The organism is Deinococcus aquatilis DSM 23025 (genome assembly GCF_000378445.1).
Taxonomy (GTDB): Bacteria; Deinococcota; Deinococci; order Deinococcales; family Deinococcaceae; genus Deinococcus; species Deinococcus aquatilis.
Map to the genome: position 1 here is coordinate 69,134 of NZ_KB899700.1, position 17,240 is coordinate 86,373.

Annotated in this window: 13 protein-coding genes; 4 read left to right on the forward strand and 9 right to left on the reverse strand. The window is 58.5% G+C overall.

The genetic code is table 11. The features are described from left to right. The first annotated feature begins 26 nt into the window (after positions 1-26). Positions 27-824 carry a hypothetical protein gene (locus F561_RS0105065; RefSeq protein ID WP_157451581.1) on the forward strand — a complete coding sequence of 266 codons (798 nt, stop codon included), beginning with the start codon at positions 27-29 and terminating at the stop codon, positions 822-824. Here the strand turns inward: F561_RS0105065 and F561_RS30300 are convergent. From F561_RS30300 to F561_RS0105105, 8 genes are read right to left on the reverse strand one after another with little or no spacing between them, the layout of a single operon-like run. Further along, positions 818-2,386, reverse strand: a complete 1,569-nt coding sequence (locus tag F561_RS30300) for a hybrid nucleoside-diphosphate sugar epimerase/sugar transferase (RefSeq protein WP_019008868.1) — start codon at positions 2,384-2,386, stop codon at positions 818-820. The two genes, F561_RS0105065 and F561_RS30300, sit on opposite strands and share 7 nt — an antisense overlap. A gap of 4 nt (positions 2,387-2,390) precedes the next feature. After that, on the reverse strand, positions 2,391-3,521 hold the full coding sequence (gene wecB / locus F561_RS0105075) for a non-hydrolyzing UDP-N-acetylglucosamine 2-epimerase (protein ID WP_026298615.1): 1,131 nt from the start codon (positions 3,519-3,521) through the stop codon (positions 2,391-2,393). Next, a complete protein-coding gene (locus tag F561_RS0105080; protein ID WP_019008870.1) occupies positions 3,518-4,552 on the reverse strand; it encodes a polysaccharide biosynthesis protein in 1,035 nt (344 codons plus the stop codon). The genes wecB and F561_RS0105080 overlap by 4 nt, the downstream gene beginning before the upstream one ends. Continuing rightward, complete coding sequence (locus F561_RS24820; RefSeq protein ID WP_019008871.1) at positions 4,549-5,700, reverse strand: glycosyltransferase; 1,152 nt, start codon at positions 5,698-5,700, stop codon at positions 4,549-4,551. Before F561_RS24820 ends, F561_RS0105080 begins: the two co-directional genes overlap by 4 nt. Continuing rightward, complete coding sequence (locus tag F561_RS0105090) at positions 5,697-6,872, reverse strand: glycosyltransferase (protein WP_019008872.1); 1,176 nt, start codon at positions 6,870-6,872, stop codon at positions 5,697-5,699. Before F561_RS0105090 ends, F561_RS24820 begins: the two co-directional genes overlap by 4 nt. Next, the gene (locus F561_RS0105095) at positions 6,869-8,221 is read right to left on the reverse strand and encodes a hypothetical protein (protein ID WP_019008873.1); all 1,353 of its coding nucleotides are present in this window, start codon (positions 8,219-8,221) and stop codon (positions 6,869-6,871) included. The genes F561_RS0105090 and F561_RS0105095 overlap by 4 nt, the downstream gene beginning before the upstream one ends. Next, complete coding sequence (locus F561_RS0105100) at positions 8,218-9,654, reverse strand: lipopolysaccharide biosynthesis protein (RefSeq protein ID WP_019008874.1); 1,437 nt, start codon at positions 9,652-9,654, stop codon at positions 8,218-8,220. The genes F561_RS0105095 and F561_RS0105100 overlap by 4 nt, the downstream gene beginning before the upstream one ends. Positions 9,655-9,687: 33 nt before the next feature. Continuing rightward, positions 9,688-11,319, reverse strand: a complete 1,632-nt coding sequence (locus F561_RS0105105) for a tyrosine-protein kinase domain-containing protein (protein WP_026298616.1) — start codon at positions 11,317-11,319, stop codon at positions 9,688-9,690. A 442-nt stretch (positions 11,320-11,761) separates the two neighbouring features. Between F561_RS0105105 and F561_RS0105110 the strand changes: the two genes are divergently transcribed. Then, positions 11,762-12,664, forward strand: coding sequence for an MBL fold metallo-hydrolase (locus tag F561_RS0105110; RefSeq protein WP_019008876.1), 903 nt, complete (start codon positions 11,762-11,764; stop codon positions 12,662-12,664). 138 nt (positions 12,665-12,802) lie between these two features. On the opposite strand, the gene F561_RS0105115 is transcribed toward F561_RS0105110, so the two are convergent. Beyond that, positions 12,803-13,786: an IS4 family transposase gene (locus F561_RS0105115; RefSeq protein WP_051096829.1), complete on the reverse strand. Its 984-nt coding sequence runs from the start codon at positions 13,784-13,786 to the stop codon at positions 12,803-12,805. A gap of 521 nt (positions 13,787-14,307) precedes the next feature. On the opposite strand from F561_RS0105115, the gene F561_RS0105120 reads away from it, so the two are divergent. Further along, entirely contained in the window at positions 14,308-16,695 is a 2,388-nt protein-coding gene (locus F561_RS0105120; protein ID WP_245556433.1) for a putative bifunctional diguanylate cyclase/phosphodiesterase, read from the forward strand. 184 nt (positions 16,696-16,879) lie between these two features. Beyond that, positions 16,880-17,227, forward strand: coding sequence for a hypothetical protein (locus F561_RS0105125; protein WP_019008879.1), 348 nt, complete (start codon positions 16,880-16,882; stop codon positions 17,225-17,227). The last annotated feature ends 13 nt before the right edge of the window (positions 17,228-17,240 follow it).

Consider the following 17,240-nt stretch of genomic DNA (forward strand, 5'->3'; position numbering starts at 1 on the left):
CCACAGGGGAGACTCGGTTCAGCGTCATGCTGCTTAAGTTACTGTTGCCAATCGGTGTGCTTGTGATGCTGGGAGTGGCAATTCGTCTTCTTCCCACCTCACCAGAGTTCACGCCCTTCCGGCAAGGCACGTGTACGCCAGGGGCATCAAATTTCGTCAGTTCACAACCGCCAGCACTGCCGGGAGAGTGGCAAGGCAGCAAAGGATATTTTGTTATTCCTGGAAGTGTGGAGCTCAACTACTGCCAACCCGGACGCTTGATCATTGAAGCCCGCGGAGACCTGGCAACCAATGGCGGCGCGCCTCTCCTCGTGCTGCGAACGGATGCCGGGCAGCGTGAAGAGCTCGTTGATAAACCCCAGACCTTCGAGCTGGATGTTGGCCTGTCTGGGCGGGTGATTCTGGCGTTCCCGAACGACGAGACTGACGCCCTGTACCGAATAGTGACGCTCGAGCGCTTGGCAGTTGTGGGCCGGACACGCTGCACGTCCGCCCTTGTCCGTGACCAGCAACGCATCACATTCCAGGGAGCCACGACAGGAGCTGTGTACGATCTCAAGGGGCAACGTCTTGAGCCCTGTGAAGCAGGAGACCTGTATTTGACTGTCAGTGGACCGGCTGTCAATGGTACCGGCCCTCAACTTCTGGTTCAGCAGGAAGGAGCCATTCTGCTAAATCAAGAAATCAAGGGCCGGGCATCATTCCGCCTTCCGTTAAGGACTGCTTCAGCTGTTCAGCTGAGCGTTACAAACTTTGCCGGGCGACAGGTGAAGTACCGCAATCTTTTTATTGACCGTGTTGACTTCACCCCTCTCACTCAATAGGTGCCTTTGGCCCGCAAGACGCTCCGGAGGGTCTCACGGAGTATCAGCAGGTCAGCTGTCAGGTCAAGGTGACGCAGATAGGTGGCGTCATACCGAACCTTTTCCTGGTCACTAAGGTCGTCTCTTCCCCTGACCTGAGCGAGGCCAGTAATGCCAGGAGGCAACTGATCAACCCCGCATCCCTCACGGCCTTGTAAGACAGGAGCCTGACTCATGAGGGCGGGGCGAGGGCCAACGAAGCTCATCTCGCCCTTCAAGACATTGAGCAACTGCGGCAATTCGTCAAGGCTGGTACGCCGAAGCACAACCCCCAGCGCCGTGATGGGGCTGAGGCCTTGACGGCGCATCTCTTCAGTGGAGAGCTGCGGAGCGTCACTGCGCATCGTCCGGAATTTGTAGATCTGGAACGGACGATGGCCGCGCCCAGCACGCGTCTGCACAAATAGCGCTGGTCCAGGACTGGTCACACGGATCATCAGGGCGAGCAAGAGCAGCAGCGGTGCCAAGACGAGTAGCGCGCCGCCAGCAAGCAACGGCTCAACAAGGCGCCGGGCCCTGAGGTAAAGGCGTTGACGCACAGTAAGACGGTAAGGACCTCCAGATGAAGCCGCCGCTTCCTTCAGCACAAAGTCAGCTACGGTTTCGCGTAGCCCCACCTCAGAGGAGTAGGGGGGAATCCAACCGAAAGTACGCAGCAGGCCGGAATCTACCTCTAAGGAACGTGTCAACCGGCGGACCATGTCCGAGCGGCCGATCAACGCTCCTCCCTGTTCGAGCAAGACCGGGGGAAACGCCAACAAACGCGCGGATTGTCCGAGGCCTGCTGCTATGTGGCGCACGAGTTGGGCTGTGGAGAGGCCCGGTCCGTCGTCGACAAAAAAGGTATGGCCAGCAGTTGCGGGAGTCCCCATGACGAAAGCAATGGCGTCCGTGAGGTTACCTATGTAAACCATGCTCCGGCGGTTACCGACAGAGGCAAGCGGGAGAGGAACCCCGCGCTTTACAGCGCCAATCAATTGCAAGAAATTGGCTTTGACCCCAGGGCCATAGACCAGGGGAGGACGCAGAATACTGAGGGGCAAGCCCTGACGTGCCCCAAGGTTCAGGAGAGCTTGTTCAGCCTCCCACTTAGAGATGCCGTAAGGATCTGTGGGTGCAGGTGGATCGACTTCTGTCAGAGGTCGGTCGCTCAATTCGCCGTTCACCTTCACAGAGCTCAGGTACACGAAGTGTCGCACCCCAGCGGCTGCAGCGGCTTGTGCAAGGGCAAGTGGCGCAGCAGTGTTGAGTGCCCGGTAGGCCTCAAGGGGACGAGGGTGGGTGTCATTCATGACGTGCACCCGCGCCGCAAGATAGATAACGTAGTCAACACCGCTGAGCATCCCCGCCCAATCCAGGTCACTGCTCAGGTCACCCAGAGGCTGGTGGACAACCCCCGGAGGCAGACTCTGCGGAGACCGAGCGGCAGCGATGACTCTATAACCACGGGCCAAGAGGTCGCGGCACAGCGCCTTGCCGACAAAGCCGCTGGCCCCCACGATCAGTGCAGTGGCGCTGCTCACGGGCTTATCCGCGGTGCCATACGTAATGGTTGACGTAATCCGTGTAGCTCAAAATAATCCGCAACACCTTATCAGAGACGTTCGGCATGCTGTAATCGGCCGGCAGACGCAGCTGGCGAATGTCACCGCGTGCCTGGGTATCGAGAACCTCGACGGCCTGCAGTACACGGTCAGGATTGAGTCCTGTCATGATCACGGCCGTCTCTTCCATCCCTTCTGGGCGCTCGTGCGTTTCGCGCAGCGTTAGAGCAGGAAAATTCAGAATGGACGCTTCTTCACTGATGGTGCCACTGTCCGAGAGGACAGCGCGGGCGTGCATTTGAAGGTGCACGTAGCTGAAAAAGCCCAAGGGTTTCATCAACTCGACCAGCGGATGAAATTTCAGGCCAGCAGCGGAGATGCGTTTTTGGGTGCGGGGATGGGTGGAAAAGATGATGCGCTGACCGTACTTCTCAGCAAGGGCATCCAGGGTGGTTGCCAGCCGCGCGAGCTGCTCAGGGGCATCAACGTTCTCCTCCCGGTGGGCACTCACAACGAAGTACTGGCCGCGTTCCAAACCAAGCTCACCCAGAACTGGTGAAGCGGCAATCTGATCACGGTAGGCTTCAAGCACTTCAAACATAGGGCTACCCGTCTTAATGACCCGGGCCGGATCGAAGTTCTCCCGCAGAAGATTCTCCCGCGCGATATCACTGTAAGGCAGGTTGATGTCACTTGTATGGTCGACAATCTTGCGATTGGTTTCCTCAGGTACGCGCTGGTCATAGCAGCGGTTGCCAGCTTCCATGTGGAAGATGGGGATTTTGAGGCGCTTGGCAGGGATCGCTGTGAGGCAGCTGTTGGTATCACCCAGCAGCAACAAGGCTTCAGGCTGGTGCTCTTCCAGCAGCGGGTTGATCTTGATCATAATCTGCCCGATCGTTTCGGCAGCATTTGCACCCGCAGCGTTCAAAAACGCGTCAGGGCGGCGTACCCCTAATTCCTGAAAAAAGATCTCGTTCAGTTCATAGTCAAAATTCTGACCCGTATGGATGAGCACATGATCGGTATGCTCATCCAGCTTGGCGATGACCCGGGAGAGCCGGATGATCTCTGGCCGGGTACCGACAACGGTCATCACTTTTAAACGTTTCAACGCAGACCTGCGAGCTGCAGCTCACGCTGCACATCAGGAAGGGAAAGAAGCAGTTCCTCGATCTGGGGCACAGTGAGACGCTCTGTGTTGTGCGATGTGTAATCGTCCAGGACGAGCTCGTCTGGACGACCTTCTGTAAAGTACTTCGCGTAGTTGAGATCGCGGTCATCCATAAAGACCCGCAGGTAGGCGCCCATGTCTTCGGCGCGGGCGATCTCCCCCGCAGTGGCAAGGGTCTCGAAGAGTTTCTCAGCGTGACGGGTACCGATCACCTCAATCGGCACATCGGAACGGAAGAGGTTCTTGAGCGCCTGTGCGAGGTCCTTCACTGTACTGGCAGGAGCTTTCCGAACAAAAACGTCACCCTGACTGGCGTGCTGAAAAGCGAACAATACGAGGTCGATGGCGCTGCGCAGAGACAGCAGGAACCGCGTCATTTCCGGATCCGTGACCGTTAACGGGAGGCCCTGCTTCATCTGACTGATAAAGAGCGGGATCACTGAGCCGCGTGAGTACATCACATTGCCGTAACGCACAGAGCTAACTTTGGTATCACCTTCCCCGAGGCCACGGGCGGCCGCTTGGGCGACTTTTTCCATCAAGCCTTTCGTCATTCCCATGGCGTTAACAGGCAACACGGCTTTATCCGTACTCAGGCAAACCAAGGATTCGATTTGGTGATTGATGGCCGACTCGACCACATTGTGGGAACCGACCACATTCGTCATCAAGGCCTGCATAGGGAAGAACTCACAAGACGGCACCTGCTTGAGGGCTGCGGCATGGAAAGCCAGGTCGACTCCGCGCATCGCCTGATCGACACTGTCACGGTCACGAACATCGCCGATATGGAACCTCACGCGCTTGTCCTTGAGTTTGATGCGCATAAGTTCTTGCTTCAGCTCATCACGGCTAAAAATACGGATTTCCTTGACTTCGGTTTCCCGGATAAGGTCAAGAAGTTCGTGGCCGAAGGAGCCTGTGCCTCCGGTAATCATGACGGTCTTTCCTGCAAAGTCGTTTACATTCATGGCATACCTCTTCTGAAAGGTTGAGTGAATAGCTTAAGATTTTTCGGGTGAATTTCTGGGTCAGTCCGAACGGCCCGCGCATAAGCAGCGCAGCGCACTGCGCGTTCCTGTCGTTGCTCAGGCGTCCCGAGAACAGCGTCTTGAATCGCCTCAACGTAGGTATGAGGTTGATCCAGGGACCGCACCCAGCCTACCCCAGCCTCTTCCAGATCCTGCCAAGGGGTTCGGTCACTCAGAATGACAGGCGTGCCAGCGGAAAGGGCTTCAGGAATCACGTGACCGTAATTTTCCCCCAAGGTTGGAAACAAGAACGCTGCGTAACGACTGAAGGTTGCCTGCACCTGATCATATTCAAGAGTCCCGCAGTAGCGAACAGTGATATGAGAAGGCAGCCTGCGAATCTGCGCTTGGCAGGCCGCCCAATATACAGAATCTTCTAAGGGACCATAGATGTCCAAGGAGACCGGCAGCTCAACATGTTGCAGACAATCCAATGCGTAATGCAGGTTTTTCTTGGGCGAAATCCGCGAAATGAACACCAGGCCGCCCTCATGGGTTCCAGTAGGAACGTCCTGCGCCGCGAAGAGATCGGGAGCAATCATTACGTCTTCGCGCAGGCCCAGGACGCGGCGCAGCTCTGCTTCCTCATGCTCACTAGACACTTGCCAACGGATGCCATTAAGCAGGCCGAGCCGGTCGACGAGATAGCGGTAAATACGTTTCTTAGGCCCCTTAAGAGCGTAAGCAGCTGCTGAAAATTCTCCGCGCGGCGCAAGGACCACGTTCATTTTCAACAAGCCGAGTCGTTTCATGAGCAAGAACCGCAGAGACAGTGGGGAGAAAAAGGAATTCAGGTAGAGGGTGCGTGCTCCCGAAAGACGTGCATACTGCAGCAGATCCAGATTGCTCTGCTGAGTGCCGTCAAGGTAAAGGACATCAGCTTTCCCCATCCGGGCAATGCGACCTGGTTCCAGATCGCTATAGACGGTACCGTCTATGTCATGCCGGCGCGTCACAATTAAAAACTTAAGGTCATCGCCTAAGGCTTCCATCATATTGGCGACAGTCGTCACCGGACCGCCGGCCTTCCGGCCCGGAAGATAGTAATCCAATACGATCAAAACATCGTAATTTAGGTTGCCGCTCATACCATCTCCAGAAAGTCGAGAATACGCCTTCCCTGTATTGCCCAGGCCTTATGCGCTATGACAAACTCGCGCCCTCTGGCAGCACGGTTCCAAGCGGTGTGTGGCTCAGCCATGACGTCCCTGACAGCTTGAGCGAGGGCCTGAGAAGATTCGTCGGCAATAACGCCCATGAAAGGCAGATAGTCATCTGGAAGGCTGCGGAAGCGGGTAGAAAGTACCGGGAGACCGCTGGCAAGGTATTCGATCAATTTGGATGGAAACACATAACGGCTATCAAGGCGCAGATCACTGCGGTGGTTGATCAACAGGTCGCCTTGAGCGTACAGCGTACGCAAGCCAGCCATATCCAGAAGTCCATGATAGATAACCCTCGGGTCATTTACAGCGGCGGCTTCCACTGCGCTCTTCAGTGCGCCTTGCCCGGCAATATGCAGCCGCACGTCGCTGGGCAAGTGTTGCAGCGCTTCCAGCATGACGTCTATTCCGTTGTACCGTTCTAGGGCACCGGCAAAGACGATGTCAAAGGTAGGGTCTTGCGTGGGAGTACCGGGAGCATATTGTTGCTGGCTCCAGTTGAGACCGCCCTCAACAATCACCCTAGGACGGCCCGGCATCAGATTGTGACCAATCAGCGCTGTACCGACGACTGCCCCCCGCAATCTTGGAAGCACGCGCCGTGCCCAGGCATACTCCCAACGCTGGTACAACCTGTCAGGGACGGTCGATCCTGGGACATCGACATCATAGACAACAGGAATGTAGGGAATATGGAAGGCCTTTGAGAGAACGCCCAGAGGACCAGAGACGAAGCTGTTGACGTTATAGCTCATCAAGTAGTCTGGGCGCTGCTGCCGGATTGCGGCCATCCCGGCAAACAGAATGCCACCCGCCAGAGAAATCTGTTTGAGGTAGGGCAGATTCAAAAAAGGCAGAGTCCGCTGCTGATGCCGGCCGCCGAGCCACCGCCCTAGCACCGTCAGTTGCCGGCTACGCGGAAACGCTGGAACAGGTTGGAAGCTGAGAAGCTTCAGTTGGGCACCGGCGTCTGCCATGCCGTCAAGGAGGCCCTGCTGCGCCAGATTGCCTGCCCGTGAAAAGGCCGGTGTCCGGAACTCGGCGGTATCTGGAACCACGCTCCCAATAAAAAGAATTTTTAACTCTCGCTCCGTCAACTTGACCCCCGACTTGCCAGAGTAAACCGTATACCGCGCCGAGAGCTCAGCCACAAGAAAAACACCACGATATAGGTCCACAGCGGCTCGCCCGCTTGACCTATCTGGTTATTGGAGGAGAAATAAAAGAGCACGATGATGTTGAGCGCGACCAGATTCAACGCCCAAAGGTTGTGCGTCTCAATGGTGTCCCGCCAAGACGTATACAGAACCATACCCAGAAAGAAGCAGAAAAAAGGAATTCCCCAGAAGCTCAGATCGGACGCCAACCACAGATACATAGACGACCAGTACTGATCTTTAAGCCAACCGTACTTCGTGATGCGGGTGGGGTAGGTTTGTTCTTCAAGACCTGTCGTCCCGGTCAAGGCTTCATACTGGCGCAGAACGAACGGAGAGGTGCCCAAGCCATACATCGGAACAAACGGTTCACGCAGTGCCAAGCCCATGGCGAAATACCCCTGCGTGATGTAATTTGACAGGCCCACGACGAGGGGCCGTCCTGCTTCTGGCAGGCCCTGCAGCAACGGATGCTGCCGATCGACCCGGGTATTGCCGGCCGGAAAATATCCAGACGCGATAGAGGACCCTGCACGGGACGTCATGGTGGCCGAAAAGAAGCTGCCAAACATGCCCACGAGTCCCACCACGAGAACAAATCCCAGCAACAACCGCTTTAAGGTCAACCTGAGATTGCCTGCCGCTATCGCTGTCAGCATCAGCAGAGGCACTGTCACTGCATAATCACCAATAGCTTTGTTGGTTCCCATAGCAATGAAGAGCGCGATATTAAGAAGAACGAGCATCACTGTCCAGAATCGTATTTTTTTGCTCAGGCGACCCCAATAGAACACAGCCAACGGAAAATATAAATACAGTAAAGGCCCTAAGATAATCCGCAAATACTCAAAGACTGCACCGACGCCAGTTTCACGGTAAATGAGCGATTGCGTGTAGGCGTTCCCAGGATCACCTAGTCCAGCGAGAACGTTGGGGAACAATTCTCCTGTACGTCCCAAGGACGTCAGAGGAAAGATCAGCAGGTTGGCCACGATCGATACCGTGATGAGCTGATTGATGTTGACCTTCTGTAATGGAGGTCTGCGGTAGATTCCGTGTGCTACGAAGTATCCGGCAGCCAAGGCCAACTGGTAGAGCAGCGCGAAGAAAAGAATCTCGTTGCTACTCTTGTTGAAGTACTGCCACGGCCCATACCGGAAGAGCAGAATCGTCATTAAGAGATACAGCTCGAAAAAGATGAGGGGACCTATCAATACAGCTAGGGACGTTTGACGTGTGAGGGTGACCGGCTGAGTCGCCGCCAGAGGGATACGTTTTAGGGCGGTCATGCGGTTACCTCACGGCGCTGCATCAGGAACAAGCCGCCGGTCAGAACAATAAGGACGGTCAATCCCACAAAGAGGTGAATGGTTTGGGCAAAACCGATCAGACCGATGGCAGCAGTGACTGCCACCCACTGCCAGTCGAGCTTGCCAAGGCGGGCTGCGTTGCGCCGCGCCATGATCATCATACTGAGAGCTGCGACGCCTAGGGCCACCAGAAGGAGTGCCGGGATACCAAAGGCACGCGCAATCAGGAGCACCAACAACACTTTTGTGATAGCTTCCACCACCAGCATCACGAAGGCGAACTGGGGAGTGTCCATGCCACGGTTGAGAGTGTTGTGCAGGTAGGAGCGGGTCGTAAAGAAAATCTGCAAGGCCATCAGCACGTTCACAGCACCGCCCAAGTAGAACCGCGGGCCAACCCACCAGCCCATGAACCATTCATTGAGAACGATGAAGCCGCCGCAGAGCGCCAGCGACAACAGACTGTGGAGGTTCAGCAGCCGCCGGTACATGAGGACGCTGCCGGCGGCACCATCTCGGGCAAAGACATGACTGAACGCCGCAAAGTTGGCGTACCCGAGCGTTTCAATGATGCTGCGGGCCACATCCGCCGCGCGGCGCATGGTATTGAACTGCGTCGCAGCATTCGCGCCGAACAGAGAACCCACCAGAAAGTTGTCACTCTGGTTGCTGACAGCGTAACCCAGGGCGCCGAATCCACTGTACGGCATCACTGCCAAACCCTCCCGTAAATGAACGCGCCCGGGCATGCGCAGCTGAACCAAGTTCTGCCTGTGAAACAGAGAAAAGGCCAGGAGGCCACCGGCCAAGTTGACGGCGGCACGGACAACCATGCCGTACGCCACAGCTTTAACGCCGGCGCCGTGTGTCAGGGCCCACCAACTCACGGCCAGCCCCAAGACGCTACCAAGAATGACAGAGGCCATCGTCATGGTCGGTGCCTGTAGGGCACGGGCCAAACCTGTAAAGGCGTAACTGACAATCGTAAGCGCTACAGCTCCTAGGCCCCAGACAAACGCTGACCGGAGTTCGGCTTCGGCGCCGGGCGCTAGGTCAAAAGGACGGTACACAACATTGGCAGCCAAGGGACCCAAGAGAACAATCAAGAGGGCGAGTACCGTCAGCATGGCAAGCGTGGCCGAGAACCATCCACTGACCTCCGAGAGGTCTTCACGGGCCTGCGCAGCGCTCATTCTCTGGATCGCATAATTCGTCAGGCCAAAATCAAACGCTTGGAGCCAGAGGAGCAGGTCACCTGAACCTACCCACGCACCATTGATCTCTGTGCCGACTGTCCGGATCAACTGCGGCGTGATGACGAGCAACTGTAGGGTGAGGACCGCAAAGTTCATCAGGGTGCTGATGAAGGTAATCTGGGAAGCGCGGCGCAGCTGTTGGTCAGAGATGGTCATCGGTGTACTCATCAGACCAGAAAACCGCTTTGTTCACGCTCTGACTCCCTCAGAGATCGCAGAGTAGTTGGAAGAGTAGCCATAGGCCCCTTCATCCGCCACATCGGCCTTGTTGAGAACGAAGCCCAGCACCCTGAGGCCGCTGCCCTGGGCGCGGCGCAAGGCGGCGGCTGTCGCCTTGACATTCGTTTTACCGTATTCAACTACCATGAGGACGCCATCCACATATCGGCCAACTACCAGGCCATCAGCAAGGGCGAGGAGAGGAGCTGTATCGACCAGAACCACATCATAGTGCTGACGCCACATGGCTAGGGCAGCAGTCAGGTCAGCCTGACTGAAGACGCTTAGGCTGTTGGTCAGGCCTGGACCAGCCGGCAGCATGTCGACGTTGTCCTCTACCCGCAACACTTCTGCATCTCCGGGCCGCAGCAGGGCTTGTTGGGTCGTTCGTGCTCCCCCGCTACCGCTCAGCGGCCTCCAAGTCGTGGCAGCAGCGTATTTACGCCACACTTCTGCCTGCGTGCCGCGGCGCAGATCTGCGTCGATAATCAGGACCCGCTGACCGCTGGAGGCAAGGCCGTCTGCGAGAGTGGCAGTCACGCTGCTTTTTCCCTCACCCGGAAAGGTACTGGTGATCATGACGACCGGATGTGGCTGATCCTTGAGGGCGGACAACAGGTTGATCCGCAAAAAGCCGATGGCCTCATATGAACCCGCCTGCCGCGTCGCGTGCACAATGCCGCGGAGCACCACGTCACGCCGACGCACCCGGGGGAGGGTAGCGAGGGTCGGCAGGTTCAAGAACAGAAGATCATCCTCATGACGAATGGTGCGGTCAGACACGCTGGAGAGCGCTGCGACGGCCACCGCCAGCAACAAGCCCACGAGGCCAGCCAGCACTCCATTCCGGAGCGGTTTGGGAGCGACCGGTAGGCGCGGAGCCTGGGCAGCCACCAAGGGCGCGAGCACGCTCACAGCAGAGTTTTCCAAGATGGCGAGCTGGGTGCGGCTGTCCTGAATGCGGGCGCGCCGACTTTGAAGAGACTGCCGCTCCGCTGGCGTGGAACCCGCCCCGGCGAGCTGGTCATCCAATTCGGTGAGCTGAGCGTCAAAACCCTGCAGGCCGCGGCGAATGGTTTCCAAGCCGCGCCCGCGGTCCCAATCCACCAGAGCACGGCTCGTCAGGTTCGCGAGGAGTTGAGCAGCCCGCGAATCCCGCGCCCTAGCACGCAGCGTATAGGTGCCGTTCCCATTGAAATCTAGACGCGAGGCCAGTGTCAATATCTCCAGTTTCTGATCACGCAACTCTCTTGTGAGCTGCTGCGTCAGTCGGTCTCGTTCAGTCTGGGAGACTGTGCTCTCTTTGCCCAGTGCCTCAATAACCGGGCCAAGAATCTGATCGCTCTGCAGTGCCTGCGGCAACACCCCTTCCGGCAGAGGTGGCGCGCTGACCAAGGCCTGGCTGGTCAACCCGTCCTGTGCACCCTGAGAGTTCGTGGCGAGTAGCGTTGCGGTCGCCTCATAGACTGGGGGTTGCTGACGTGTAAGCGCAAACGTCAACAGACCCAGCAACAAAGGAAGTGCGATCACCAACGGTAAATACCGCTTTACCGCGCGCCACAGAAAACTAAGGTCAACCTCTCGAAATTGGGTTTCATTCATACATACCTCTTTCAAATACCAGAGGCAGCCCTAGGGCTGCCTGATGGTGCGGCAGCCCTGGACAGCTCTCTTTTTAACAACCCACCGACTGCTCCACTTGCCCCATCATAACGCTGTTTAAACCCTAGGCCGGTGTTCTCCGACCTTAAAGCCGCCGTACGCACACACTCTAGCGAACGTTTCAGGCCCTGAGCCATGGCTTTACCCGTTCTGAACACCGTTTCTTTGAAGGTCTTGGATGCTGGTGGCAGCGCGCACCTGTTTCCTGGCCACTGCTCCAGAGGTTGTCAACCTCGGCCAGTTGTGGTCCACGTGAATTCTGAAGAGTCCACTGGGCACCTTATCATCCACACCCCTGCCTCTATAGGCACAGTGGATCATGGCACTTGCACAGTTTAGTACCGGCCTTCCCCACCGCGTCTCAGCCTTCGGTGGACGGCACATGCTCGCACCCGATGTCGAACGGTTGAGGCTCCCCCTGGCGAATGCCTTTTTTCTGGGCGAGCCGGGACACGCCTGGATCCTGGTGGATGCGGGCGCACCCGGCAGCGCTCCCCTGATCGGGCGGGCGGCGCAGGCCCGCTACGGCGTAGGCGCACGCCCAGAAGCCATTGTGCTCACGCACGGCCACCTGGATCATATCGGCGGCCTGTGGGGACTGCTGAAGCAGTGGCCCGGCACGCCCATCTATGCCCACTCCCTGGAACTGCCGTATCTCACCGGGCAGTCGGCCTACCCACCGCCCGACCCGACCGTGGGCGGCAGCATGAGCGCCCTCTCGCCGCTGTTCGTGCCCGGCCCCTTTAATTTCCGCCCGCAGATTCGCCCGCTGAGCGAGCTCCCGGAACTGGCAGCGCTGAAAGGCTGGACTTTCCTGGACACACCGGGGCACGCGCCGGGCCATGTCTCACTGTGGCGAGAGACAGACCGCTTGCTGATTGCCGGCGACGCCTTCGTGACCACCGTACAGGAGCGGGTCACCGGTGCCCTGACATTGCGGCCCCAGTTGATTCACCGCCCGCCTGCCTACTACACGCCTGACTGGGACCAAGCCCGCGCCTCGGTGCAGCGGCTGGCGGCACTGGAACCTGCTCTGGCCGCAACTGGACACGGCGACCCTCAGGGAGGTCAACATTTGCGGGACGAACTGCGCCGTCTGGCCAGGAACTTTGATGAGGTGGCCCGTCCAGTACAGGGACGGTACGTGGTGCACCCTGCCCTTACGGACACGAGCGGCGTGGTTCATCTGCCGCCCCTCAGTCCACGCGGCCAGGTGTTGCGGGCAGGCTTGCTGATCACTGCTGGCCTGCTGATGCTGCGGCAGTTGCGGCGCTGGGCAGCGTAATTTCAACTGGAACATTCACCCCCAGAATGGCTCAGAACCCAGCCAGCAAATAATCCAGGCAGGCAAGACTGATCTGACCGACAACAGCTCTCTCTGCGGGCCGTGGACCATCCTTTTGGCTGTTCAAAGGTCTGTTCTTCAGTAGCCGACAACTCCACTTTTTTTCTGTTCCAGAGGCGATAAAGGCTGGGTCAGCAGGATAAGAAGTGCGGGGAGCGTCTTGTGACCCCAACGAAGGGCATTAATGAAGTATTGCGCTCCGTAGGCCGGGAGGCTGATGGCCTTCCGGCCATGTTTCAGCGTCTTAATGGGCTTGTGCTGTGACCTCCAGACCCCGACCTGCAAGCAGCTCAGCCAAGCCAAAACGACAAAGCCGAAGAGCCGCTCCAGTGCTTGTGGATCAGCCATCCCAGTGCGTTCAAGGTCAAAGCCTCTGGATTTCAGACTGCTAAAAGTGGATTCCACCGACCAGCGCATTCGGTACAGGGAAATCGTGTCCCAGACGTTGAAATCGGTCGCAATGAGGATAAGGTCACCCGCGGGTGACCTTGTGGCGACCACCTGCATGACTTCACCAAAAACACAGGCTTTCTCCGCCAGGCAACGATACTGTCCCGGCGCGATATCGTCGAACCATTCGGACGCTCGCAGACCGTCCAGCCGGGTATTTTTCTTCACGCGCACCGCCCGCTTGATGCGGTGGTTCCGCAGAAAGCGGAACCACTCCTCACCGATAAATTCCCGGTCGGCCACCAGGCCACGCCAGCGGGAGGCGGGAAAGACCCGGAGCAGTTGGCTGACCAGCCACATGCGGGTTTTGGTATCGCTGTTGCCCGTGTGCTCCAGGGCATCCCAGACCAAAGGGATGGTGTAGCCCTCCATCACGACGCCCAAGACCAGCAGATTCATTGGAGACTCGCCGTACTCCCAGTTGGTGCGGTCAAGACTCAGCAGCCATTTTCCTGGAGGAATACGGGTCAGAATGAGGGCCAGAAAAACCCGCATCGTGAGCTGCTCATCCCCGACGCCGCGTTCCACGCGGCGTTTTTTCGCTTCCACACTGCTGTGTCCTGGCATGTGGGGCGAGAGTTTGAGGTGGTTGACGTTCTGGGCCGTGATCATCGCTAGGACGATGTCAATCAGGCGCTGGAGGGTGTCAATCCGGAGGAAAGGCACCGTGCGTTTGAAATCGGCAGCCAGTTCGGTACTGTGGGGAGAGGCGGGAGATGAGGTCTGCACACCTCTCAATCTCCCGCCTGTTCACGTCTCCATCGCAGTCAAAACCTCAATTTCGCGAAAATCGTTGACTGGGACACCGTAAAACCTAAGTTGTCGGCTACTGAAGGTCTGTTCAATAGATAGAATAACCCAGGGGTCAGCTAAAGGATCAGTCGCTTTAGTCTAGGCAAGAAGCATATTGGCCTGAATAGATTTAATACTTGTACCCCCAGTCTGTATAGATTTATTCGGTCAGTTGTAAGATCGGACGGGATTCCTTCACCAAGTGATGAATCAGCTATACGCTAGGGAGAAAAAGCCTTATCTTCGGGATTGAGGTTGTTTTGTCTGCAGTCGTTTCTCCATCCGATTGGGTTTCATTGTTGTCTACTCCAGCTCAAACTGCACAGCTTCAGGCTGCAGTGGTGCTCTACCTGTCCCTGTATGCCAGGTTGGGGCAGGCACAGGCAGCACAACTCCATCTCAGGATGGACGGATTGATCTGGGAATCTCCCGTGCCGGATGACCTGGGCACTGCGCCGCAACGGCAGTACACCTTTGCCCTGGGCGAGCTTCAGGGCAGGCTGACCCTGTGGGGTGCAGGCGATCTGTGGGAGCCGAAAAGGGAACTTCACGTGGAAGCCCTGGCCGCGCTTTCCCGTCTGCTGCGTCATCTGATGAATGTTCAGGCGACCCAGCCGCGCATCACACACCTGCTCCCCTCTCTGATTGCAGCGTTCGACCAGTTCCGGGAATGGGTGGCGATCCTGGCAGCATCAGAGGGCGAAGAACATGAGCCGTCTATCCTGTATGTCAATCCAGCATTGCTGCACGAGACAGGCCGCAGCGAGGCGGAATTGCTGGGCCGACCACTGGAGGAAGTGTTGGGGCCGCAGACCTCGGCGCAGACCATCAGAAAACTGCGTGAAAGCCTGCGACTTGGCCGCAGCGTGCAGGTCGAAGTCCCCCAGGAGCATGAGGGCGAACCCGTGGTCTGGGCCGAACTGTCATTGACTCCAGTTTCAGATGAATACGGTGACCTGACCCATTGGCTGGCCCACTGGAGCGCGGCCCACCGCAGTCACTCCCCCGTGGCCGATGCGGGCGATACCGAGCGGGCGCAGGTGTGGGAACTGGCTGCCAAAAATGCACCCCTGGCACAGGTGCTGGCCCGTCTGGTCGACAGCGTGGAGCGGCAGTTCGCAGGGCAGCGGGCAGTGATCGTGCTGCCCGAAGAGCCGCCCACTGTTCTGACGGCTCAGGGAGAAGCGGAGGCCACTGATGGGGATGTACCCGGAATGGCTGCCTCCGCCCTGATCTGGACTCAGGCCATCACCGGCAGCGGGGGGCAATTGCTGGGCACCCTGCAGTTAGAGAGCCGGTCTGCGGCAGGGCCGGATGTAGACGCCCGCGCCAAGTTGGAGGCGGCGGCAGGCCTGGCCGCCCTGGTCATGGAACGCTCGGCCTCTCAAGCCGTACTGGAGCGGCTGGCCCTGCATGACGCCCTGACGGGCCTCCCCAACCGGGTGCTCTTTGAGCGCGAGCTGGAGCGGGCGCTGGCAGACGGGAAGGATGAGGCTCAGGCGGGCCAGTCGCTGATCGGGGTGGGTCTGATGGATCTTGACCGCTTCAAACTGATCAACGATACCCTCGGGCACAGTGTCGGGGACGCCCTCTTGCAGCAGGTGGCCGTGCGGCTGCGGGGGGCGCTGGAACCCGGCGACCTGCTCGCCCGCATGGGCGGCGACGAGTTTTTGCTGCTGCTGGGCAGTCCGGCCACCCCTCAGCAGGTGCAGCAGACGGCTGGACGCCTCCTCCATACCTTCAGTCAGCCGTTCATGCTGGCTGGGCGCGAGATTTTTATGCAACTCAGCCTGGGCCTCAGCGTATTGCCGCGCCGCAGCGCCCGCACCGAACTTCTGATTCAGCAGGCCGACACCGCCATGTATCAGGCCAAGCGGCGGGGAGGTGGGTACGCGCTGTACCGTACGGGCACAGGTGAGCCGCTCACGGCCATGACGCTGGAAAGTGGGCTGCACCGCGCCCTGGAACGCCAGGAATTCAGAGTGGCCTATCAGCCGCAATTTGATACCCGCACCGGAGAATTGGTGGGAGCCGAGGCCCTCCTGCGCTGGCAGCATCCCGAGTTGGGCCTGATCCTGCCCGGCGAGTTCATTCCGCTGGCCGAGGTCACGGGCCTGATCGTGCCCATCGGCGCGTGGGTGCTGCGTCAGGCCTGTTTTCAGGCGGCGGCGTGGGTGGCACAGGTGCCTCACCTCAGGGTGGCCGTGAACCTGTCCGCCCGGCAGTTTCAGCGGCCCGACCTGATCGACACCGTGACCCGGGCACTGACCGCGGCAGGACTGGACGCGCATCACCTCGAACTGGAGTTGACCGAAAGCATGCTGGTCCAGGCGCAGGATGCGGAACTGACCCTGGAACGTCTCAAGGCGTTGGGGGTACGCGTGGTGGTGGACGACTTCGGCACCGGGTATTCCAACCTCGCCTACCTCAAGCAGTACCCCGTGGACGCCCTGAAAATCGACGCCACGTTTACAGACAAGGTCGGCGGAGACGTTGCCGCCTCCATACGCGACGAGGTGCTGGTCAAGGCCGTGATGAATCTGGCCCATGCGCTGGATCTGGCCGTCACGGTCGAGGGCGTCGAGCGCCCTGAACAACTGGATTTTTTGCGCCGTCACAACTGTGACTACGTGCAGGGCTACCTGCTGGGGCCGCCGCAGGAAGCAGACGCACTCATGAAAACGTTCCCGCAGTTGGCCCCAGTGCTCACGCCCGGTCCGGTGGACTGAGGTTCTCCCTGCTGGGTTTGCAGCCTGAAGCCGCCCACACGGTCTTTATAGTGCCCGAATGATACGGACTGCATTCAGGTTCCCCCTCCTCAGAAGAGCGCCGGAGCGGCGTTCAGCGCCCGCCACTGGCCCGGCCAACAGGGGGAGGAAGACTGCCCTCGGCATCTGCCTGGCCCTCTGTTGGGTGGGTCAGGGCACGCTGGCTCAGGCCCAGACGGTGGATCAGAACACCCGCGCAGGCATTGACGCCCACGCCCTGGCCTATTCGGGCCGCCACTGTGCGGGCAGCATCGAGGCCCAGCCTGCTCCGACCACCAAAGCCATCACCGCCTCACAGTTCAAAATCGTGGCGCTCGTGATGGATGAGGCCTTCAAGGAACAGGCGACCAAGGACCGTTCTTTTCAGTACAGATCCGATTTCAACGACAAAGACCTATACCGGGTCACCGTCAAGCAGGCCGGAAAAACAGAGTTCCTGATGATGTTTTTGAAAGTCAGCCGGGTCTACCTGTACAAATGCGAGTTGCGCTGAACAGGACTGGAAA

Excerpts from the sequence above, each read along its gene's own strand:
- F561_RS0105065 (WP_157451581.1), top strand. The coding sequence starts at position 27 with ATGCTGCTTAAGTTACTGTTGCCAATCGGTGTGCTTGTGATGCTGGGA.
- F561_RS0105095 (WP_019008873.1), bottom strand. The coding sequence starts at position 8,221 with ATGACCGCCCTAAAACGTATCCCTCTGGCGGCGACTCAGCCGGTCACC.
- F561_RS0105115 (WP_051096829.1), bottom strand. The coding sequence starts at position 13,786 with ATGATCACGGCCCAGAACGTCAACCACCTCAAACTCTCGCCCCACATG.
- F561_RS24820 (WP_019008871.1), bottom strand. The coding sequence starts at position 5,700 with ATGAGCGGCAACCTAAATTACGATGTTTTGATCGTATTGGATTACTAT.
- F561_RS0105105 (WP_026298616.1), bottom strand. The coding sequence starts at position 11,319 with ATGAATGAAACCCAATTTCGAGAGGTTGACCTTAGTTTTCTGTGGCGC.
- F561_RS0105100 (WP_019008874.1), bottom strand. The coding sequence starts at position 9,654 with ATGACCATCTCTGACCAACAGCTGCGCCGCGCTTCCCAGATTACCTTC.
- F561_RS0105080 (WP_019008870.1), bottom strand. The coding sequence starts at position 4,552 with ATGAATGTAAACGACTTTGCAGGAAAGACCGTCATGATTACCGGAGGC.
- F561_RS0105110 (WP_019008876.1), top strand. The coding sequence starts at position 11,762 with ATGCTCGCACCCGATGTCGAACGGTTGAGGCTCCCCCTGGCGAATGCC.